This is a genomic window from Agromyces sp. P2_B3 (genome assembly GCF_056404815.1).
Genome location: NZ_JBFUDH010000003.1, coordinates 198,207 through 214,304 on the forward strand (window position 1 = coordinate 198,207; position 16,098 = coordinate 214,304).

A 16,098-nucleotide genomic window follows, 5' to 3' on the forward strand; every position below is an offset into this window, starting at 1 on the left:
CCCGATGCCGCGGCACCGATGCCCCGGAATCCCGCGTGCGCACGCGGGCGCGGGTGCCCGTACAATCGACACGACCCGCACGAGCCCCCACGAACGCGGGACAAACCCCGGAGGAAGAATTGGCTGTCGAAGAGACCGAGTTCACGCAGGTGTTCCGCGGATACGACAAGGACGAGGTCGACAAGAGCATCAACGGGCTCCGACGCGACATCATCAACACGAACACCCAGCTCGCCGAGCAGGCCAAGGAGAACAAGCGCCTCCACGCCCGCATCGAGGAGCTGACCGCCGAGCTCGAAGAGGTCGGCAGCCCGACCTTCTCCGGCCTCGGCACCAAGCTCGAGAACACCCTCCGGGTCGCCGAGGAGCAGTCCACGCGCCTCATCGCCCAGGCCGACATCGACGCCGAGAAGCTGCGCCGCTCCGCCGAGGACGAGGCGCACCTCATGCGCTCCGACGCCCACGAGCTGGCCGAGCGCACCCTCACCGAGGCCCGCGCGCAGGCGAACCGCACGCTCGAGAACGCCCGCGCCGAGGCCGACGACATGGTCTCCCGCGCGCACGAGGCGAGCGAGCAGCTCCGCCAGGAGGCCGCCCGCGACGCGGCCGCCATCCGCGGCGCCGTGGCCACCGAGGCCGCCGAGCTCCGCTCAAGCGCCAAGCGCGAGTCCGCCGCGACCATCTCCGCCGCCGAGAAGAAGGCCGCCGAGATCCTCGTCGCCGCGAACGCCGAGGCGAACGAGGCACGTGCCACCGCCGCCGGCCTCGCGCAGGAGACCGAGCAGACCCGCGCCGAGGTCGCCATCGAGCTCGACCGGGCCCGGGCGGAGCTCGCCAAGGAGACCGAGCAGGCGCGCATCGACCTGGCCCGCGACACCGAGCAGTCGCGCCTCGACCTCGAGCGCGAGACCGCCGAGGCCCGGGCCGGCATCGACGCCGAGATCAGCGAGCGCCGCGCCGCGCTCGTGCACGAGCTCGAGCAGGCACGCACCGACCTCGACCGCGAGCTCGAGTCGAGCCGCGCGGCACTCGCCGAGCAGAAGGCGCAGGCCAAGGTCGACCTCGAGCGCGAGGCCGAGGCCGCGCGGCTCAAGCTCCAGCACGAGCTCGAGCGCATCCGCGCCAAGCACGCCGCAGACCTCGACCAGATGCGGGCCGACCTCGCCCTCGAGCAGGAGCAGGCCCGTGCCGACTTCGATGCCGAGTCCGAGCAGGCGCGCATCGACCTCGACAACCAGCTCACCGCGATGCGCAAGAAGACCACGCACGAGGTGAACCGCATGCGCCGCGAGATCGAGAAGGCCCACCTCGACCTCGAGGCCGAGCTCTCGGCCAAGCGCGACGAGGCCGAGCAGGAGCTGCTCGTCGCGCACCAGGAGGCGGTGGCCCAGACGCAGAAGTTCCTCGACGACGCCAACGCCGAGCTCGCCGATGCGGTCGCACGCACCTCCGAGAGCCGCGCGGAGGCCGACCGCCTCGAGACGCACGTGCGCACCGAGATCGCCAAGATCCGCGACAAGGCCGATGAGGAGGCCCGCGACCGCGTGGCCGCCGCGCACGACCAGGCACGCAAGCTCATTGCGGATGCCGAGGAGCGCACCCGCGCCCTGGTCGCCGACGCCGAGGACCGCCTCTCGCAGATCAAGATCGAGCGCGACGCCGTGGCCGGCTACTTCGAGAGCCTGCGGGGCGTGCTCACGCAGGCCGAGCAGGTCGCCGCGCAGAGCACCCGCTGACGCGAGGCCGCGCCGCCTCCATGAGAATCCAGAACGCGTTCCGCTTCGGACTCGTCGGAACGCTCGGAGTCGGCGCCGGCCTGCTCATCCTGTTCTCGATCGCGAGCCTCTCGACGATCATCGCCTATGTCGGCGCGGCACTCTTCCTGGCCCTCGGCCTCGATCCGGCGATCAGCTGGCTCGAGCGCCGGGGGCTTCCGCGTTGGGCGGCGATCCTCATCGTGATGACCGGCGTGGGGCTGCTCGTCGCGGCACTGGTGCTCGCCGTGGTCCCCATCGTGGTCGACCAGGTGAGCCAGCTCGTCGAGGAGATCCCGCTCATCGTCGACCGGGTCAACTCGCAGGAGTGGATCGAGAGCCTGAAGGACCAGTTCCCCCAGGTGCCCGTCGACGAGATCAGCCAGCAGGTCACGACGGCGGTCACCGACTTCTTCACGAATCCCGAGAAGCTGAGCGAGCTCGCCGGCGGCGTCCTGCAGGTCGCCGTCGCCATCGGCACCGGCCTGTTCGCGATCGTGATCGTGTTCATCCTCACCCTGTACTTCGCGGCATCCCTCAACGCGATGAAGCGGGGCACGTACCAACTGGTGCCGGCCTCGAAGCGCGAGCGCTTCGCTGACCTCACCGAGCAGATCACGCAGTCCGTCGGCCGCTACGTGCTCGGACAGGCGGGGCTCGCGGCCTGCAACGGGATCGCGAGCTTCATCTTCCTCTCGATCATCCAGGCGCCCTTCCCCGCGGTCCTCGCGTTCATCGCCTTCCTGTTCTCGCTCGTCCCGCTCGTCGGCACGCTGACCGGGTCCGTCCTCATCGTGCTGGTCTGCCTGATCCCCGGCCTCGGGTCGCCGCTCACCGCGCTCGTCGCGGCGATCTACTACCTGGTCTACATGCAGGTCGAGGCATACGTGCTGAGCCCCCGCATCATGAACCGCGCGGTGAAGGTCCCGGGCGCGCTCGTGGTCATCGCCGCTCTGGCCGGCGGTGCACTGCTCGGCATCCTCGGCGCGCTCATCGCCATCCCCGTCGCCGCGTCGATCCTGCTGATCATCAAGCAGGTCGTCATCCCGCACCAGAACGAGCTCTGACCCACCGGGTCGCGGTCGCCCTCCCGAGCGATCGGGTTCCGGATGCCTCGCCGCTCAGCTCGCGGGAGGCCAGGTCGTCGGCAGCGGCAGCGCCGAAGGATTGACCGCCGCGACGATCTCCTCGAGCACGCGCCGCGTCTGCGACTCCCCCACCCACAGGTGGCGGCCGCCGGCGACGTCGACCCGGCGCAGTCGCGGCAGGACGGCGAAGCGCTCCGCGGCCTGGTCGGGCTTCAGGTAGTCGTCGTGCTCGGGGATCACGGCCACCATCGGCGTCGACGAGGCGTTCCACCGCTGCAGTTCCTCCTGGCTGGTCCGGTGCAGCGGCGGCGAGAGCAGGATCGCGCCGGCGATGCCGTGCTCCAGCCCGTACTTCAGGGCGAGCTCGGTGCCGAACGACCATCCGACGAGCCAGGGAGCCGGCAACCCACGCTCGGCGACGAACGCCATCGCCGCTGCGACATCCGCCCGTTCCGCGACGCCCTCACCGAAGGTGCCCTCGCTGGTACCCCGCGGGGACGACGTGCCCCGGGTGTTGAACCGCAGCACGGCGAGGTCGGCCAGGGCGGGAAGCCGCGCCGCAGCCTTGCGGAGGATGTGCGAGTCCATGAAGCCGCCGGCAGTCGGCAGCGGATGCAGCGTGACGAGCGTCGCGACCGGTGCGCGGTCGATCGGGGTGGCCAGCTCGCCCACCAACCGGAGCCCGTCCGCCGTGCGCAACTCGATGTCCTCCCGCACGGCGGGAAGCTCGACCCCGGCTCGGATCTCGACGGGGTCGGCGTGCGGTTCGTTCATCGGGCCTCGATCCTCCAGCAGTGGGTGTGCCAGTGCCGGCGGGCGGCGAGATCGGCGGCGTCGCCGAGGACGCCGTCGGCACGCCAGGTGACCAGGTGCGCCACCCCGGGGGTCACGTCCAAACCGCACCCCGGACAGACGTACGGCTTCACCGCCTGCGCCTCGGAGACCGGCTGCACGTTCCACTCGCGGCCACCACGCACCTCGGTGCGGCGCCATCCGGACGTGAGCCGATCGACGTCGAGCTCGACATGCGCTTCACGAGCACGGGCCGCCCGACCGCGAGATCGGTTCGAGCGTGCCATGGTCCCAGTCTAGGCGGGGCGCGTGACGTCGGCTGCCGGGCGCAACGCGCTGAGCTCAGTACCAGCCGGAGTCCTGCGAGTGCGCCCACGCGCCGCACGGGGTGCCGTACCTGCCCTGCACGTAGCCCAGGCCCCACTCGATCTGGGTTCCCGCGTTGGTCTCCCAGTCGGCGCCGGCCGTCGCCATCTTCGAGCCCGGCAGTGCCTGAGGGATCCCGTAGGCGCCGCTCGACGCGTTGTAGGCGTTGACCCGCCAGCCCGATTCCTTGCTCCACAGGGCCACCAGGCAGTCGAACTCGCTCGACGGCCAGCCCCGCGCGGCGACGGCGCCGGCCGCGTAGGCCTGCGCCGAACCGGGATCGGGCGTCACTGCGGGCGGTGCCCAACCGCTGCTCGATGACGTCGACGCCGGGGCCAGCTTTACCTCTGGCTTCTTCTCGACGTCGTACGACTCCTTGGACACGTCGATCGTGTACTCGCCCTCGACGTCGATCGCCTGCACGTCGGCCCCGCCGAACCGCTCACCGGAGGCGGCGAAGTCGGGTGAGGCCGTCGCGCCCGAGAACGGGTCGACGACGTTCACGAGCAGGAAGCTCACGGAGGCGAGGAATGCGAACACGGCGGTCGCGGACTGCTTCACGCGACCCCGGCGCCTGACCGGCGGTGCGGCAGGATGCACGGGTGCCGTCGATGTGTCGATGTCCGAGTGCCTGCCCACGATTCGTCGAGTGTATCGGAGCCGGCGGGGCCGGGTCGAACCCCGGGTCACCGGACCGCGAGCATGACGTCGACCACGGCGTCGAGCACGAGGTCCACCTGCGATTCGCGGTAGCCGCCGCGCTGCGTCGGGAAGACGACCGTGCGCACGTCGTCGATCGAGATGGGCCATCCGTCGCGGAAGTACCGTGTCAACTTGTCGGCGAATCGGTCGACGTCGCGCACCCGATAGCCGAGGGCGAGCGGGCTCACGCGATCGAAGCGCTCCCCGGCCGGCCGGGCAAGTCGGTTCGAGACGACCTGCGCGGTCGTGCGCGCCTCGCTGAGCCACGCCTCGCTGCCGTGGAGCCTGGCGGCGACCTGTCGTTCCTCGGCCGCGAACGCGTCCTCCAGCCGTTCCATCGCCGCGTCGACGTGCGCGGTCGAGTATCCGCCCTTCTGCATGGCGAAGGCGGTGAGCCGGATCTTCTCCGACGTCAGCGGCGGGTCGCCGGGCTTCGCCGTGCCGTCGTAGGCGCGACGCGCCACCTGGAGGAACTCCTCGACCTGGGCGGTGTTGTATCCCAGTTGAGGCTTGCGGGCGCGAGGGAAGGTGGAGTCCACGGCACCATTATCGCGGACGCTCAACCGAAGACCAGGAACGCGAGGAACGCCACGGCCGCGGACGGCAGGATCGAGTCGAGGCGGTCGAGGAATCCGCCGTGCCCCGGCAGCCACGAGCTCATGTCCTTGATGCCGATGTCGCGCTTCACGAGGGACTCGACGAGGTCGCCGAGCGTCGCCGTGAGGAAGATCGCCGCGCCGAAGATGAGCCCGAACCACCAGGTGTTGCCGAGCATGAGCGTGGACAGGAGCAGTCCGGCCAGCACGCTGGCAGCCGCTCCCCCGGCGAAGCCCTCCCAGGTCTTCTTGGGGCTGATGACGGGGGCCATCGGATGCTTGCCGAACATGAGCCCGAACGCGTACGCACCGACATCCGCCGCCACCGCGATGATGATGAACGCCAGCGTCCACCACTGCCCGCCGTCGGCCGCCGTGAGCACCACGGTGAACGTCGCGAGGAGCACCACGTAGCCCTGCACGAACGCGCCGGCGGCGAGATCGCGGACGAGGCTCGTACCCGTGCGGCGCTGGGAGGGGATCAATTGCTCGACGAGCCGCCAGGCCGTCACGACCACGATCCCGCCGAGCACCGCGAGGAACTGGCCGCCGGCCCCGAAGTAGTACGACACCGGGATGGCGATCACGGCGGCCGCGACGGTCGGGATGCGCGGGACGTGGAAGTCGCCCTTCCGGAGGGCCTGCGCCAACTCGTAGCTCGCGAAGCCGGCGAGCGGCAGGGCGAACACCATGAACAGCTCTTTGATCACGAGCAGGCTCAGCAGGAGCGCCCCGCCGAAGGCGAGCCCGATGAGGATCGCCAGGATCAGGTTGCGGCCCGTGCGGGCCTGGATCTTCTCCTGCGCCTGGTCGAACTGCGCCTTGGACGCCTCGAACTGCCGCTCGAGATCGGCCCTGCGAGCCTGCACCTGCGACTTGAAGTCGTCTCGGGATGACCGGTCATGCCCTCCGGCGTCCGACTCGTCATCTCCCCCTGGAACGCCCGACATGGTGTTCCCTCAGACCTCGAGGAGTTCGGCTTCCTTGCGCTTCAGCGCGTCGTCGATCGCGTCGACGTTCGTCTTCGTGAGCTGCTCGAGCTCCTTCTCGGCACGCGACACCTCGTCGTCGCCGACCTCGCCCTTGAGGCTGTCGAGGTCGTCCTTCGCCTTGCGACGGATGTTCCGCACCGACACGCGGGCGTCCTCAGCCTTCGAGCGCACGATCTTGACGTACTCCCGGCGACGCTCCTCGGTCAGCTCGGGCAGCGTCACGCGAACGATGTTGCCGTCGTTCGTCGGGTTCGCACCGAGGTTCGGGGTGTCGCGGATCGCCTGCTCGATGTCCTTCAGTGCGCTCTTGTCGTAGGGCGTCACGACGAGGGTGCGAGCCTCGGGGTTCTGCAGCGACGCGAGCTGCGAGAGCGGGGTCGGCGTGCCGTAGTAGCTCACCATGATCTTCTGGAAGAGCTGGGGGTTCGCCCGCCCGGTTCGCACCGAGGCGAAGTCATCCTTCGCGACCTCGACGGCCTTGTGCATGCGTGCAGTGGCATCGGACAGTACATCCGCGATCACGGGGGCTCCTTCTGTTCGCTACTCGGGACAGTCTATCGAGTGGAGACGGGCACGCCGTTGCTGACGATCGTGCCGAGTTCGGCGCCGAGGATCGCCGCCGTGACGTTGCCGCGCGGTTCCATGCCGAAGACCTGCATGGGCATGCCGTTGTCCATGCAGAGGCTGAACGCCGTCGAGTCCACGACCTTGAGGCCCCGCTGGAGTGCCTCCTGGTAGCTGATGCGGTCGATCTTGTGCGCGTCGGGGTTGGTGCGAGGGTCGTCGGAGTAGACGCCGTCGACGCCGTTCTTGGCGACGAGCACGACGTCGGCATCGATCTCGAGCGCGCGCTGTGCGGCGACCGTGTCGGTGGAGAAGTACGGGAGGCCCGCTCCGGCGCCGAAGATGACGACGCGACCCTTCTCGAGGTGGCGCTCGGCACGGCGCGGGATGTAGGGCTCCGCCACCTGGGTCATCGAGATCGCGGACTGCACGCGGGTCTCGGCGCCGGCCTGCTCGAGGAAGTCCTGCAGCGCCAGGGAGTTCATGACGGTGCCGAGCATGCCCATGTAGTCGGCACGACCGCGGTCCATGCCACGCTGCGAGAGCTCGGCGCCGCGGAAGAAGTTGCCGCCGCCGACGACGATCGCGATCTCGACCGTGCGCGCCGCATCCGCGATCTCGCGCGCCAGCGAGCTCACGACGTCGGGGTTGACCCCGAGCTGCCCTCCGCCGAACGCCTCGCCCGAGAGCTTCAGCATCACCCTGCGCCTGCGATCCGTCATCCTCGCCCCAATCCTTCGTGCCCGTGTCAAAACTAGTGGTTCGCCGACCTCGGCGCAGTGCCGGTGCCGGATGTCGCGCGGCCGTGCCGTTCGACGGGCGCGTCGCCCGCGGCATCCGCGCATGGAAAAGGGAGCCCGGATCGCCGATGCGATCCGGGCTCCCTCACGACGTGCTACGCGCCGACCTTGAAGCGAGCGAAGTCGCTCACGGTGAGGCCTGCGTCGGAGAGGACCTTGCTCACGGACAGCTTGTTGTCCTTCGCGTAGTCCTGCTCGAGCAGGGCGACCTGCTTGAAGTAGGCGCCGACGCGACCCTCGATGATCTTCGGGAGGGCGGCCTCGGGCTTGCCCTCCTCGCGGGAGATCTGCTCGACGATCGAACGCTCCTTCTCGACCGACTCCGCCGGGACGTCCTCACGGGTGAGGTACTCGGGGTTCGCGAACGAGATGTGCTGCGCCACCGAGCGAGCGGTCTCCGCGTCGTCGCCAGCGTAGCCGAGCACGACGCCGACCTGCGGGGGCAGGTCCTTCGACGTCTTGTGCAGGTAGATTGAGAAGTGCTCACCCGTGACGAGGCGGATGCGGCGGAGCTCGACCTTCTCGCCGAGGATCGCCGCCTCCTCGCTGATCACGTCGGCGACGGTCTTGCCCTCGGCCGGCGCGGCCAGGGCGGCCTCGACGGTCGCGGCGCGCGCGGCGGCCACTGCGGCCAGCACGCGGTCGGCGAGGCCGACGAACTTGTCGCCCTTGGCGACGAAGTCGGTCTCGCAGGCGAGCTCGATCATGGTGGCGGTGCCGTCGCCGTTGTCGACGGCGGCGACGAGGCCCTCTGCGGTGGAGCGGTCGGCGCGCTTGGCATTGCCCTTCGCGCCCTTCAGGCGGAGGATCTCGACCGCCTTGTCCATGTCGCCGTCGGCCTCGACGAGTGCGTTCTTCGTGTCGACCATGCCGGTGCCGAGGCGCTCGCGCAGGTTCTTGACGTCTTCGAGTGTGAAGTTGGCCATAGTGGGATGTCTCCTGGACTCGTGGTCGTAGGTGGAGTGGATTACTTGGTCTCGTCGGCCTCGACGGCGGCCTCTGCGGCAGCAGCGCCCTCGACGTCGGCCTCGGACTCGGTCGTCGCCTCGACGACCTCGTCGATCGAGACGGCCTCGGCGACCTCGGCGACCTCTTCGGCCTCAGCGGTGGCGCCATCGACCTTGTCGGTCTCGGGCGACGACTGCTCGGGCGTCTGCGCCTGGAGGAGCTCCTGCTCCCACTCGGCGAGCGGCTCGACGGCCGACACGTTGCCCTCGGCCTCGGGCTTCTGGTGACGCTCGATGAGACCCTCGGCCGCGGCGTCGGCGATGATGCGGGTGAGCAGGCTCACCGAGCGGATCGCGTCGTCGTTGCCCGGGATCGGGTACTGGACCTCGTCGGGGTCGCAGTTGGTGTCGAGGATGCCGATGACGGGGATGCCGAGCTTCTTGGCCTCGTCGATCGCGAGGTGCTCCTTCTTGGTGTCGACCACCCAGAGGGCCGACGGCGTCTTCGACAGGTTGCGGATGCCGCCGAGCGACTTGTGCAGCTTGTCGAGCTCGCGCTTCTTGATGAGGAGCTCCTTCTTGGTGAAGCCGCTCGTGGTGCCCTCGAAGTCGAGCTCCTCGAGCTCCTTCATGCGCGCGAGGCGCTTGGAGACCGTGGTGAAGTTGGTGAGGAGGCCGCCGAGCCAGCGCTGGTTCACGTAGGGCTGGCCGACACGGGTCGCCTGCTCGGCGATGGACTCCTGGGCCTGCTTCTTCGTGCCGACGAAGAGGATGGTGCCGCCGTGGGCGACCGTCTCGCGGACGAAGTCGTACGCCTTGTCGATGTAGGCGAGCGACTGCTGCAGGTCGATGATGTAGATGCCGGAACGCTCGGTGAAGATGAACCGCTTCATCTTCGGGTTCCAACGGCGGGTCTGGTGCCCGAAGTGCACGCCGCTGTCGAGCAGCTGGCGGATGGTGACGACGGCCATGAGCCGTACTCCTTTGTTCTCAGTTGACGCTCCGGCCGGCGGCCGTGAGCCCTGGTGCCCGGCACGGCTCCGCCTGCTCGAGCTCGGAGGAGCGGGAGCGGGACTGAGTGGAGTCGGTGGCCGAATGGCACGCGTAGTCACCCCGGCAGGCCGAGGTGCTCCCGATACTCTACCATCGGCACTCCCCCTCCCCAACCACGGGCGGCGGCCTGCTGAGCCTGCGCGGGTCGGGCGATCACGTGGACCACGCGGACGCCCGCACGCTGTTCGGATGAGGATTCCCATGTCACGTCGAAAGGTCGGCATCGGACTCGCGCTCACCCTCGCGCTCGCCGCCACGCCCGCCGGAACGCTGCCGGTATCCGCGGTGGAGTCGGAGCAGGACGGCTCAGCCCGCACGCGGAGGACGGCCGCCGCGCTCGAGGATCCGTGGCGCTGGCCGGTTCCCGCCCCGATCCGGGTCGTCGCGCCGTTCCGGGCGCCGGCCACGCCGTACGCCGCGGGCCACCGCGGCCTCGACGTGGCCGCGCAGGGCGGCGCCGTGGTCGTCGCGCCCGCCGATGGGGTCGTGAGCTTCGCCGGCACGGTCGCGGACCGCGGGGTGGTCGCCGTCGACCATGGCGACGGCGTGGTCAGCGCCGTCGAACCCGTCGAGGCGGCCGTGGCGGCGGGCACCATCGTGCGCGCTGGCGACATCGTGGGTCGCGTCGCGACGGGCGGCCACTGCGCGTCGGGCTGCGTGCACTTCGGGGTGCGCATCGACGGCGCGTACGTCTCGCCGTTCCTGTTCCTCGGCGGACTCCCCCGGGCCGTGCTGCTGCCATTCGACGGCACCTGATCGGCGGTCGATCGAGGGCCTCAGGCGCGCGGATGCGCGGTCTGGTAGCTCTGCTTCAGGCGCTCGGCCGAGACGTGCGTGTAGATCTGCGTGGTCCCGAGGCTCGCGTGGCCGAGGAACTCCTGCACCGCTCGCAGGTCGGCGCCGCCGTCGAGCAGGTGCGTCGCGGCGCTGTGCCGCAGCGCGTGCGGCCCGCTCGGGCCCGTGCCCGGGATCGCGGTGAGCAGGCCCGCGACCAGTCGGTGCACGCTGCGCACCCCGAGCCGCCCGCCGCGAACGCCGAGGAAGACGGCATGGGTCGCGGGCGTCCCGGCCGCACTCCCGGCCGCACTCCCGCGTGCGCTTCCGGCCGCAGCGATGATCGCCGGGCGCGCGTCGTCGACGTAGCGGTCCAGGGCGCGGGCGGCCGGCGCACCATACGGCACGACGCGCTCCTTCGACCCCTTGCCGGTGACCCGGACCGTTCGACGGCGACGGTCCACGTCGTCCACGTCGAGGCCCACGAGCTCGGAGACGCGAAGCGCCGAGGCGTAGAGCAGCTCCGCGATCGCGGCATCCCGGACGGCGAGAGGATCACCGTCGGCCGCGCGAGCGGCCAGGTCGCCGAGCGCCTCGGCGAGCGCACGCTCGGTCACCACGCGAGGCAGCGTGCGCTGCGCCCGGGGTGCCTTGAGCCGCGCGCCCGGATCGGCGGGCAGGAGGTCGCGTCGGTGCAACCACGCCGTGAAGCCACGAGCGGATGCCGCGCGCCGGGCGATGCTGGTGCGTGCGAGCCCGCGCTCGGTCGCCGCGTACAGCCAGTCGCGCAGGAGGGGCAGGTCGACGCCCGACGGCGACCTGACCCCACGCGCGTCGGCGAACCGGATGAGGTCGACCAGGTCGCCGCGGTACGCCGCGACGGTGTGGGCCGAGTAGCCGCGCTCCGAGCGGACGTGCCCGAGGTAGTCGTCGAGGAGGGCGTCGAGCGTCACGAGTCGCGCCCTCGGGTCGCGGTCGGAGGCCGAGTCGGGTGTACGACTGCGGCGTGGCCGTGCATCACTCCGCCTCGGGAGCGGTGGGCTTCCGTGAGAACCGCTCGATGCGCCCGGCGGGTGGGAGCTGTTCGATCTCGGTGAGGAACGCCTCGCCGAGATGCGTGACCACGGGGAACGGTCCGAGGGGGACGACGGAGGTCACGACAGCGTCGTCGTAGAGGTGGACGAGCGTGAACGAGCGGCCGCCGTCGACGCCGACCAGGTCGCGAGGCGGCGCCGAGAGGTCCATGGTGTAGGCGAGCGCACCTGCGACGGAGACCGGGATGCCCGCGAACATGGCGTTGGTCGCGTAGTGCAGGTGTCCGCCGAGGATGTGACGCACGTCGCGGCCGCGGATGACGTCGGCGAGCTCGTCCTGTCCGCGGAGTTCGAGGACGTCCATGAGCGGGAGGGGCGTGGGGATCGGGGCGTGGTGCATCGCGAGGACGGTGCCCTCGGGCGCGGGCTCGGCGAGGACGCCGTCGAGCCACTCGAGCGACGTCGCGTCCAGCGCACCGTGGTGGTATCCCGGAACGCTCGTGTCGAGGACGACGATGCGAAGGCCTCCGATCGCCACCGCGCGGTGAGTGGGTGCCTCGCTGGGCGCCTCCCCCAGGAGTTCACGACGGAAGACGGGCCGCTCGTCGTGGTTGCCGATGACCCAGACCAGTGCCGCGCCCGTCGACGCCGCAAGCGGATCGATCGCATCGCGGACGAGGCGGTAGGCGTCGGGCTCGCCGAGGTCGGTGACATCGCCCGTGACGACGATGGCGTCGAGTCGGTCTCCGAGTCGCGAGAGCTGCTGGACGGCCTGGTCGAGCGCCCGCACGGTGTCGGCGACGCCCCCGAGCCGGGCTCCGCCCTGCAGCAGGTGGGTGTCGCTCACATGGGCGATGACCCGCTTCGCAGCCGGGTATCGACCGAGTTGCGCTGCCTGTTCCGCCTGCATTCCGACCCCCTCGTGGTCAGCCTAGGCGGTGCCGCCGACGCCTGGCCGGGCATCACCCGGCCCGTCGCCGGAGCCAGCCGGATGGACGTCGCTCGACGATCCCCTCGGCCTCGAACCGGCCGAGGGCCGACATCGCCTCGGGCACCGACAGCCCCGCCCTGCGCGCGACGTCCGCCAGCTCGCGCGGCGTGCGGGTGCTGAGCGCATCGAGCATGCGCACTCCGGTGGGGTCGTCCGAACCGGTGCCGATGGTGTGGTCCGCATCGGGCGATCGGCCGGCACCGTCGCTCGCTCCGAGCGCCGGTAGGCGTCCGATCCCGGTGCCGCTCCCGTCGCCGGCCAACTCGGCCATCTGGTCGGCGTCGACGACGCAGACCGCGTCGAAGTCCCGCAGGAGGCGGTGACATCCGGCCGAGGCGGGACTCGTCACCGGCCCGGGCACGGCTCCGAGCGGGCGGCCGAGCGCGGCCGCGTGCCCGGCTGTGTTGAGCGACCCCGAACGGATCCCGGCTTCGAGCACGACGGTCGCCTCGCTCGCGGCGGCGATGAGGCGATTGCGCTGCAGGAACCTCCATTTCGTCGGCGCCGCACCACAGGGCAGCTCCGACACGACCGCCCCGGTCTGCACGATGCGCGCGAGGAGGGATTCATGCCCCAGCGGATAGAACCGGTCGACTCCGCCGGCGAGGAAGGCGACGGTCGTGCCGTCGCTCGCCAGCGCGGCGCGATGCGCCATGCCGTCGATGCCGTAGGCACCGCCCGAGACCACGGTGAAGCCGCGGTCGACGAGCCCGGCCGAAGCCTCCATGGCGACGTGCTCGCCGTAGCCCGTCGCCGCGCGGGCGCCGACGAGGGCGATCGTGGAGCGTGCAGAGGACAGCGCGTCGGCTCGCCCCCGCACCCAGAGACCGAGCGGTGCGTGCACGTGAAGTTCGTCGACGCCGCGCGGCCACGCGGGGTCGTCGGGCGTGAGCAGCACCGCCCCCACACGAGCCGCCTGGGTGAGCGAGCGGACGAACGACCCGTGATCGAGCCGTGGCGACCAGCGATCGAGTCCCGCCGTCGCCTCGCGCTCGTCGAGGTCGCCTCCAGCCCCCACGACCCGCTCGACCAGGTCGGCGGCCGAGCGACCGGCCAGCAGCGACTCGGCCGCGTCGATCGCTCCGATCGCTCCGACCACCCGGCCGAGCACGCCGTCACCGGGCTCCGCCACGAGGCCGAGGACGGCCCGGGCGAACGCCTCGAGCGTCGGCTCCCCGCCGGTGCGGACGGCGGCGAACTCCGCGGCCGATCGGTCGGCCGCCTGCTGCAACCGCGTCATGCGTTGATTCCCTTCCTCATGAAGTAGGCCCGGCCCACGTGTTCGGCGGTCGGGGCGACGGCCCCGTCGAGGTCGGCGATCGTCCACGCGGTCTTGAGCACACGGTCGTATCCGCGCATCGTGATGCCGCCGCGCTCGAGCGCCCGATCGAGCGCGGCACTCGCGCGCCCCCCGGGGTGGAGGCGACCGGCGCCGCGCATCCACGGCCCGGGCATCTCGGAGTTCGTGCGCCAGGGCGTCGCCCGGAGGCGCTCACGCGCGATCGCCCGGGCCGCGTCGACGCGCACTCGAGCCTCGGCGCTGGACAACCCCGGCAGATCGGCCGCGACGCGGATCCCAGCGGTCGTGATGCGGGGAACCAGGATCTGCAGGTCGATGCGGTCGAGCAGCGGGCCGGAGATGCGCGCGAGGTAGCGGCGGCGCACGACCGGCGAGCAGGTGCAACTGGTGTCATCGACGCCGTGATGGCCGCACGGGCAGGGATTGGCGGCGATGACGAGCTGGAAGCGGGCCGGGAACGATGCCACCGCGCTCGCGCGGTGGATGGAGATGGTGCCCGATTCCAGCGGCTGGCGGAGCACGTCGAGCACGGTCGAGGCGAACTCGGGCGCTTCATCGAGGAAGAGCACTCCGTGCGACGCGCGAGCGGCCGCGCCCGGGCGGATGACCCGACTCCCGCCGCCCACGATCGCCGCGGCCGATGCGGTGTGATGGGGAGCCTCGAACGGCGGACGCACCGAGAGCGTGGCGCCCAACGGCCGACCGGAGAGCGATCGGATCGACGAGACCTCGAGGGCGGCATCCGAATCGAGGTCGGGCAGGATGCCCGGCAGCCGCGAGGCGAGCATGGTCTTGCCGGCCCCCGGTGGACCCAGCAGGAAGAGGTGGTGCCCGCCCGCGGCCGCCGTGATCAGGGCCTCGACCGCATCGCCGTTCCCGGCGATGTCGGCCAGGTCGCCGACCAGGGGCTCGCCGTCGTCTCCCCGGATGATCGCGGGCACGGCCTCGACGGCCTGCTCCTCGTAGTCGCCGCCGTGGCGGATCGCCGCCTCGAGCAGCGACGAGACGCCGATCACCTCGACGCCCGGCACCAGCGCCGCCTCGGCGGCATTCGCGGCAGGCACCATCACGGTGTCATGGCCGGACCGGACCGCGGCGAGCACGGCCGGCAGGATGCCGTCGATCGGACGGAGGCGACCGTCGAGGCCGAGCTCTCCGAGGTGCACGACGCGATCGACGGAATCGACCGAGACCTCGCCGGCGGCCGCAAGGCATGCGATGGCGATCGCCAGGTCGAACCCGGACCCGTGCTTGGGCAGCGCCGCGGGCGAGAGGTTGACCGTGAGCTTGCGCTGCGGGAGCGGGCACCCCGCGTTGACCGCGGCGGAGCGCACCCGCTCGCGAGCCTCGGTCAGTGCCGCGTCGGGGAGGCCGATGATCACGAATCCGGGCAGCTGCGACGAGAGATCGGCCTCGACCTCGACCACCGAGCCGGTGAGGCCGAGGAGCGCGATGGAGCGCGTGCGTGCCACGGGCATCAGCCGATCCCCTCGAGGTGCTCGATGAGGGCCGGCGCCTCGGTCGGTGCGAGCACGGCCACCGCGTCGATGCGGAGACGCGCGACCGGGGCATCCGTCGCCTCGCACCAGGCGATCGCGAGCCGGCGCAGCCGAGCGAGCTTGATCGGCGTGATCGCCTCGAACGGATGACCGTAGTCCTGCGACGTGCGGGTCTTCACCTCGACGACGACCGTGTCGCTCCCGTCGCGCGCGACGATGTCGATCTCGCCGAGCCTGCATCGCCAGTTGCGGGCGACGACGCGCATCCCGCGCGATTCCAGATGATCGACCGCGAGCTGTTCGCCGCGCCGACCGAGTTCCGCATTGTGGGCCACCAGCACCACCTCCGCGACCAGCGTGGTGGCGGAACCATCCGGCCCGGAGCGGTCTCGACCGCCTCGTGGCCGCGGGCGGCAGCAGTCAGGGTGTCGAGGACGAGTCGCCGACGAAGGTGGACGTCAGCATGGTCCTCCGCCGGCCGACCGCAGTGGCCGTCGTCGCGGGAAGGCCCGAGCGCTACTCGTCGAGCGCGAGCTCCTTGGGAAGCTCGAACTCGCGCGTCGCGAGCTCCTCGACGTTCACGTCCTTGAACGTGAGCACACGCACCGACTTCACGAACCGGTCGGCACGGTAGACGTCCCAGACCCAGACGTCCTTCATGGTCAACTCGAAGTAGAAGTCGTGCTCGGTGTCGCGGCGCACCAGTTCGACCTCGTTGGCGAGGTAGAAGCGCCGCTCCGTCTCGACCACGTACTGGAATTGCGACACGATGTCACGGTATTCGCGGTACAGGGCCAGCTCGACCTCGCGGTCGTAGTCTTCGAACTCGTCTTCATCCATCGGGAT

Annotated in this window: 18 protein-coding genes; 3 read left to right on the plus strand and 15 right to left on the minus strand. The window is 71.0% G+C overall.

Annotation, left to right across the window (positions count from 1 at the left end; all coding sequences use genetic code 11):
* Window positions 1-119: 119 nt before the first annotated feature.
* Together AC1DZA_RS06535 and AC1DZA_RS06540 are read left to right on the plus strand one after the other, a co-directional pair.
* Entirely contained in the window at window positions 120-1,736 is a 1,617-nt protein-coding gene (locus AC1DZA_RS06535; protein ID WP_476761399.1) for a DivIVA domain-containing protein, read from the plus strand.
* A gap of 20 nt (window positions 1,737-1,756) precedes the next feature.
* Window positions 1,757-2,821 (plus strand): AI-2E family transporter, encoded by a 1,065-nt coding sequence (locus AC1DZA_RS06540; protein WP_476761398.1) that lies wholly within the window; start codon window positions 1,757-1,759, stop codon window positions 2,819-2,821.
* A 54-nt stretch (window positions 2,822-2,875) separates the two neighbouring features.
* Here the strand turns inward: AC1DZA_RS06540 and AC1DZA_RS06545 are convergent, their stop codons facing one another.
* From AC1DZA_RS06545 to rpsB, 9 genes are all read right to left on the minus strand, one after another.
* Window positions 2,876-3,616: an alpha/beta hydrolase gene (locus AC1DZA_RS06545; RefSeq protein ID WP_476761397.1), complete on the minus strand. Its 741-nt coding sequence runs from the start codon at window positions 3,614-3,616 to the stop codon at window positions 2,876-2,878.
* Window positions 3,613-3,921: a hypothetical protein gene (locus AC1DZA_RS06550; protein ID WP_476772128.1), complete on the minus strand. Its 309-nt coding sequence runs from the start codon at window positions 3,919-3,921 to the stop codon at window positions 3,613-3,615. Before AC1DZA_RS06550 ends, AC1DZA_RS06545 begins: the two co-directional genes overlap by 4 nt.
* A 55-nt stretch (window positions 3,922-3,976) precedes the next feature.
* Entirely contained in the window at window positions 3,977-4,561 is a 585-nt protein-coding gene (locus AC1DZA_RS06555) for an aggregation-promoting factor C-terminal-like domain-containing protein (RefSeq protein ID WP_476772129.1), read from the minus strand.
* A gap of 125 nt (window positions 4,562-4,686) precedes the next feature.
* Window positions 4,687-5,241: a DivIVA domain-containing protein gene (locus AC1DZA_RS06560; RefSeq protein WP_309979187.1), complete on the minus strand. Its 555-nt coding sequence runs from the start codon at window positions 5,239-5,241 to the stop codon at window positions 4,687-4,689.
* A gap of 20 nt (window positions 5,242-5,261) precedes the next feature.
* Window positions 5,262-6,167, minus strand: coding sequence for a phosphatidate cytidylyltransferase (locus AC1DZA_RS06565; RefSeq protein WP_476772130.1), 906 nt, complete (start codon window positions 6,165-6,167; stop codon window positions 5,262-5,264).
* A gap of 90 nt (window positions 6,168-6,257) precedes the next feature.
* Window positions 6,258-6,812, minus strand: coding sequence for a ribosome recycling factor (gene frr, locus AC1DZA_RS06570; RefSeq protein WP_476761392.1), 555 nt, complete (start codon window positions 6,810-6,812; stop codon window positions 6,258-6,260).
* A 32-nt stretch (window positions 6,813-6,844) separates the two neighbouring features.
* Window positions 6,845-7,576, minus strand: coding sequence for a UMP kinase (gene pyrH, locus AC1DZA_RS06575; protein WP_309979193.1), 732 nt, complete (start codon window positions 7,574-7,576; stop codon window positions 6,845-6,847).
* A gap of 173 nt (window positions 7,577-7,749) precedes the next feature.
* On the minus strand, window positions 7,750-8,580 hold the full coding sequence (gene tsf, locus AC1DZA_RS06580; protein WP_309979195.1) for a translation elongation factor Ts: 831 nt from the start codon (window positions 8,578-8,580) through the stop codon (window positions 7,750-7,752).
* Between the two features lie 41 nt (window positions 8,581-8,621).
* On the minus strand, window positions 8,622-9,572 hold the full coding sequence (rpsB, locus tag AC1DZA_RS06585; RefSeq protein ID WP_309979196.1) for a 30S ribosomal protein S2: 951 nt from the start codon (window positions 9,570-9,572) through the stop codon (window positions 8,622-8,624).
* A gap of 283 nt (window positions 9,573-9,855) precedes the next feature.
* Here rpsB and AC1DZA_RS06590 point away from each other — a divergent pair, with 283 nt between their 5' ends.
* Window positions 9,856-10,410: a murein hydrolase activator EnvC family protein gene (locus AC1DZA_RS06590; RefSeq protein ID WP_476761390.1), complete on the plus strand. Its 555-nt coding sequence runs from the start codon at window positions 9,856-9,858 to the stop codon at window positions 10,408-10,410.
* 20 nt (window positions 10,411-10,430) lie between these two features.
* On the opposite strand, the gene AC1DZA_RS06595 is transcribed toward AC1DZA_RS06590, so the two are convergent.
* The 6 genes from AC1DZA_RS06595 to AC1DZA_RS06620 all read right to left on the minus strand — a co-directional run bounded on the left by AC1DZA_RS06595 (window position 10,431) and on the right by AC1DZA_RS06620 (window position 16,092).
* On the minus strand, window positions 10,431-11,381 hold the full coding sequence (locus tag AC1DZA_RS06595; RefSeq protein ID WP_476761389.1) for a tyrosine recombinase XerC: 951 nt from the start codon (window positions 11,379-11,381) through the stop codon (window positions 10,431-10,433).
* A 64-nt stretch (window positions 11,382-11,445) separates the two neighbouring features.
* Window positions 11,446-12,372, minus strand: a complete 927-nt coding sequence (locus AC1DZA_RS06600) for a phosphodiesterase (protein ID WP_476761388.1) — start codon at window positions 12,370-12,372, stop codon at window positions 11,446-11,448.
* Window positions 12,373-12,424: 52 nt separating this feature from the next.
* On the minus strand, window positions 12,425-13,693 hold the full coding sequence (dprA, locus tag AC1DZA_RS06605; protein WP_476772131.1) for a DNA-processing protein DprA: 1,269 nt from the start codon (window positions 13,691-13,693) through the stop codon (window positions 12,425-12,427).
* On the minus strand, window positions 13,690-15,231 hold the full coding sequence (locus AC1DZA_RS06610) for a YifB family Mg chelatase-like AAA ATPase (RefSeq protein WP_476772132.1): 1,542 nt from the start codon (window positions 15,229-15,231) through the stop codon (window positions 13,690-13,692). Before AC1DZA_RS06610 ends, dprA begins: the two co-directional genes overlap by 4 nt.
* Window positions 15,231-15,587, minus strand: a complete 357-nt coding sequence (locus AC1DZA_RS06615; RefSeq protein ID WP_476763492.1) for a YraN family protein — start codon at window positions 15,585-15,587, stop codon at window positions 15,231-15,233. Before AC1DZA_RS06615 ends, AC1DZA_RS06610 begins: the two co-directional genes overlap by 1 nt.
* 181 nt (window positions 15,588-15,768) lie before the next feature.
* On the minus strand, window positions 15,769-16,092 hold the full coding sequence (locus tag AC1DZA_RS06620; RefSeq protein ID WP_129522552.1) for a DUF2469 family protein: 324 nt from the start codon (window positions 16,090-16,092) through the stop codon (window positions 15,769-15,771).
* Window positions 16,093-16,098: the final 6 nt, after the last annotated feature.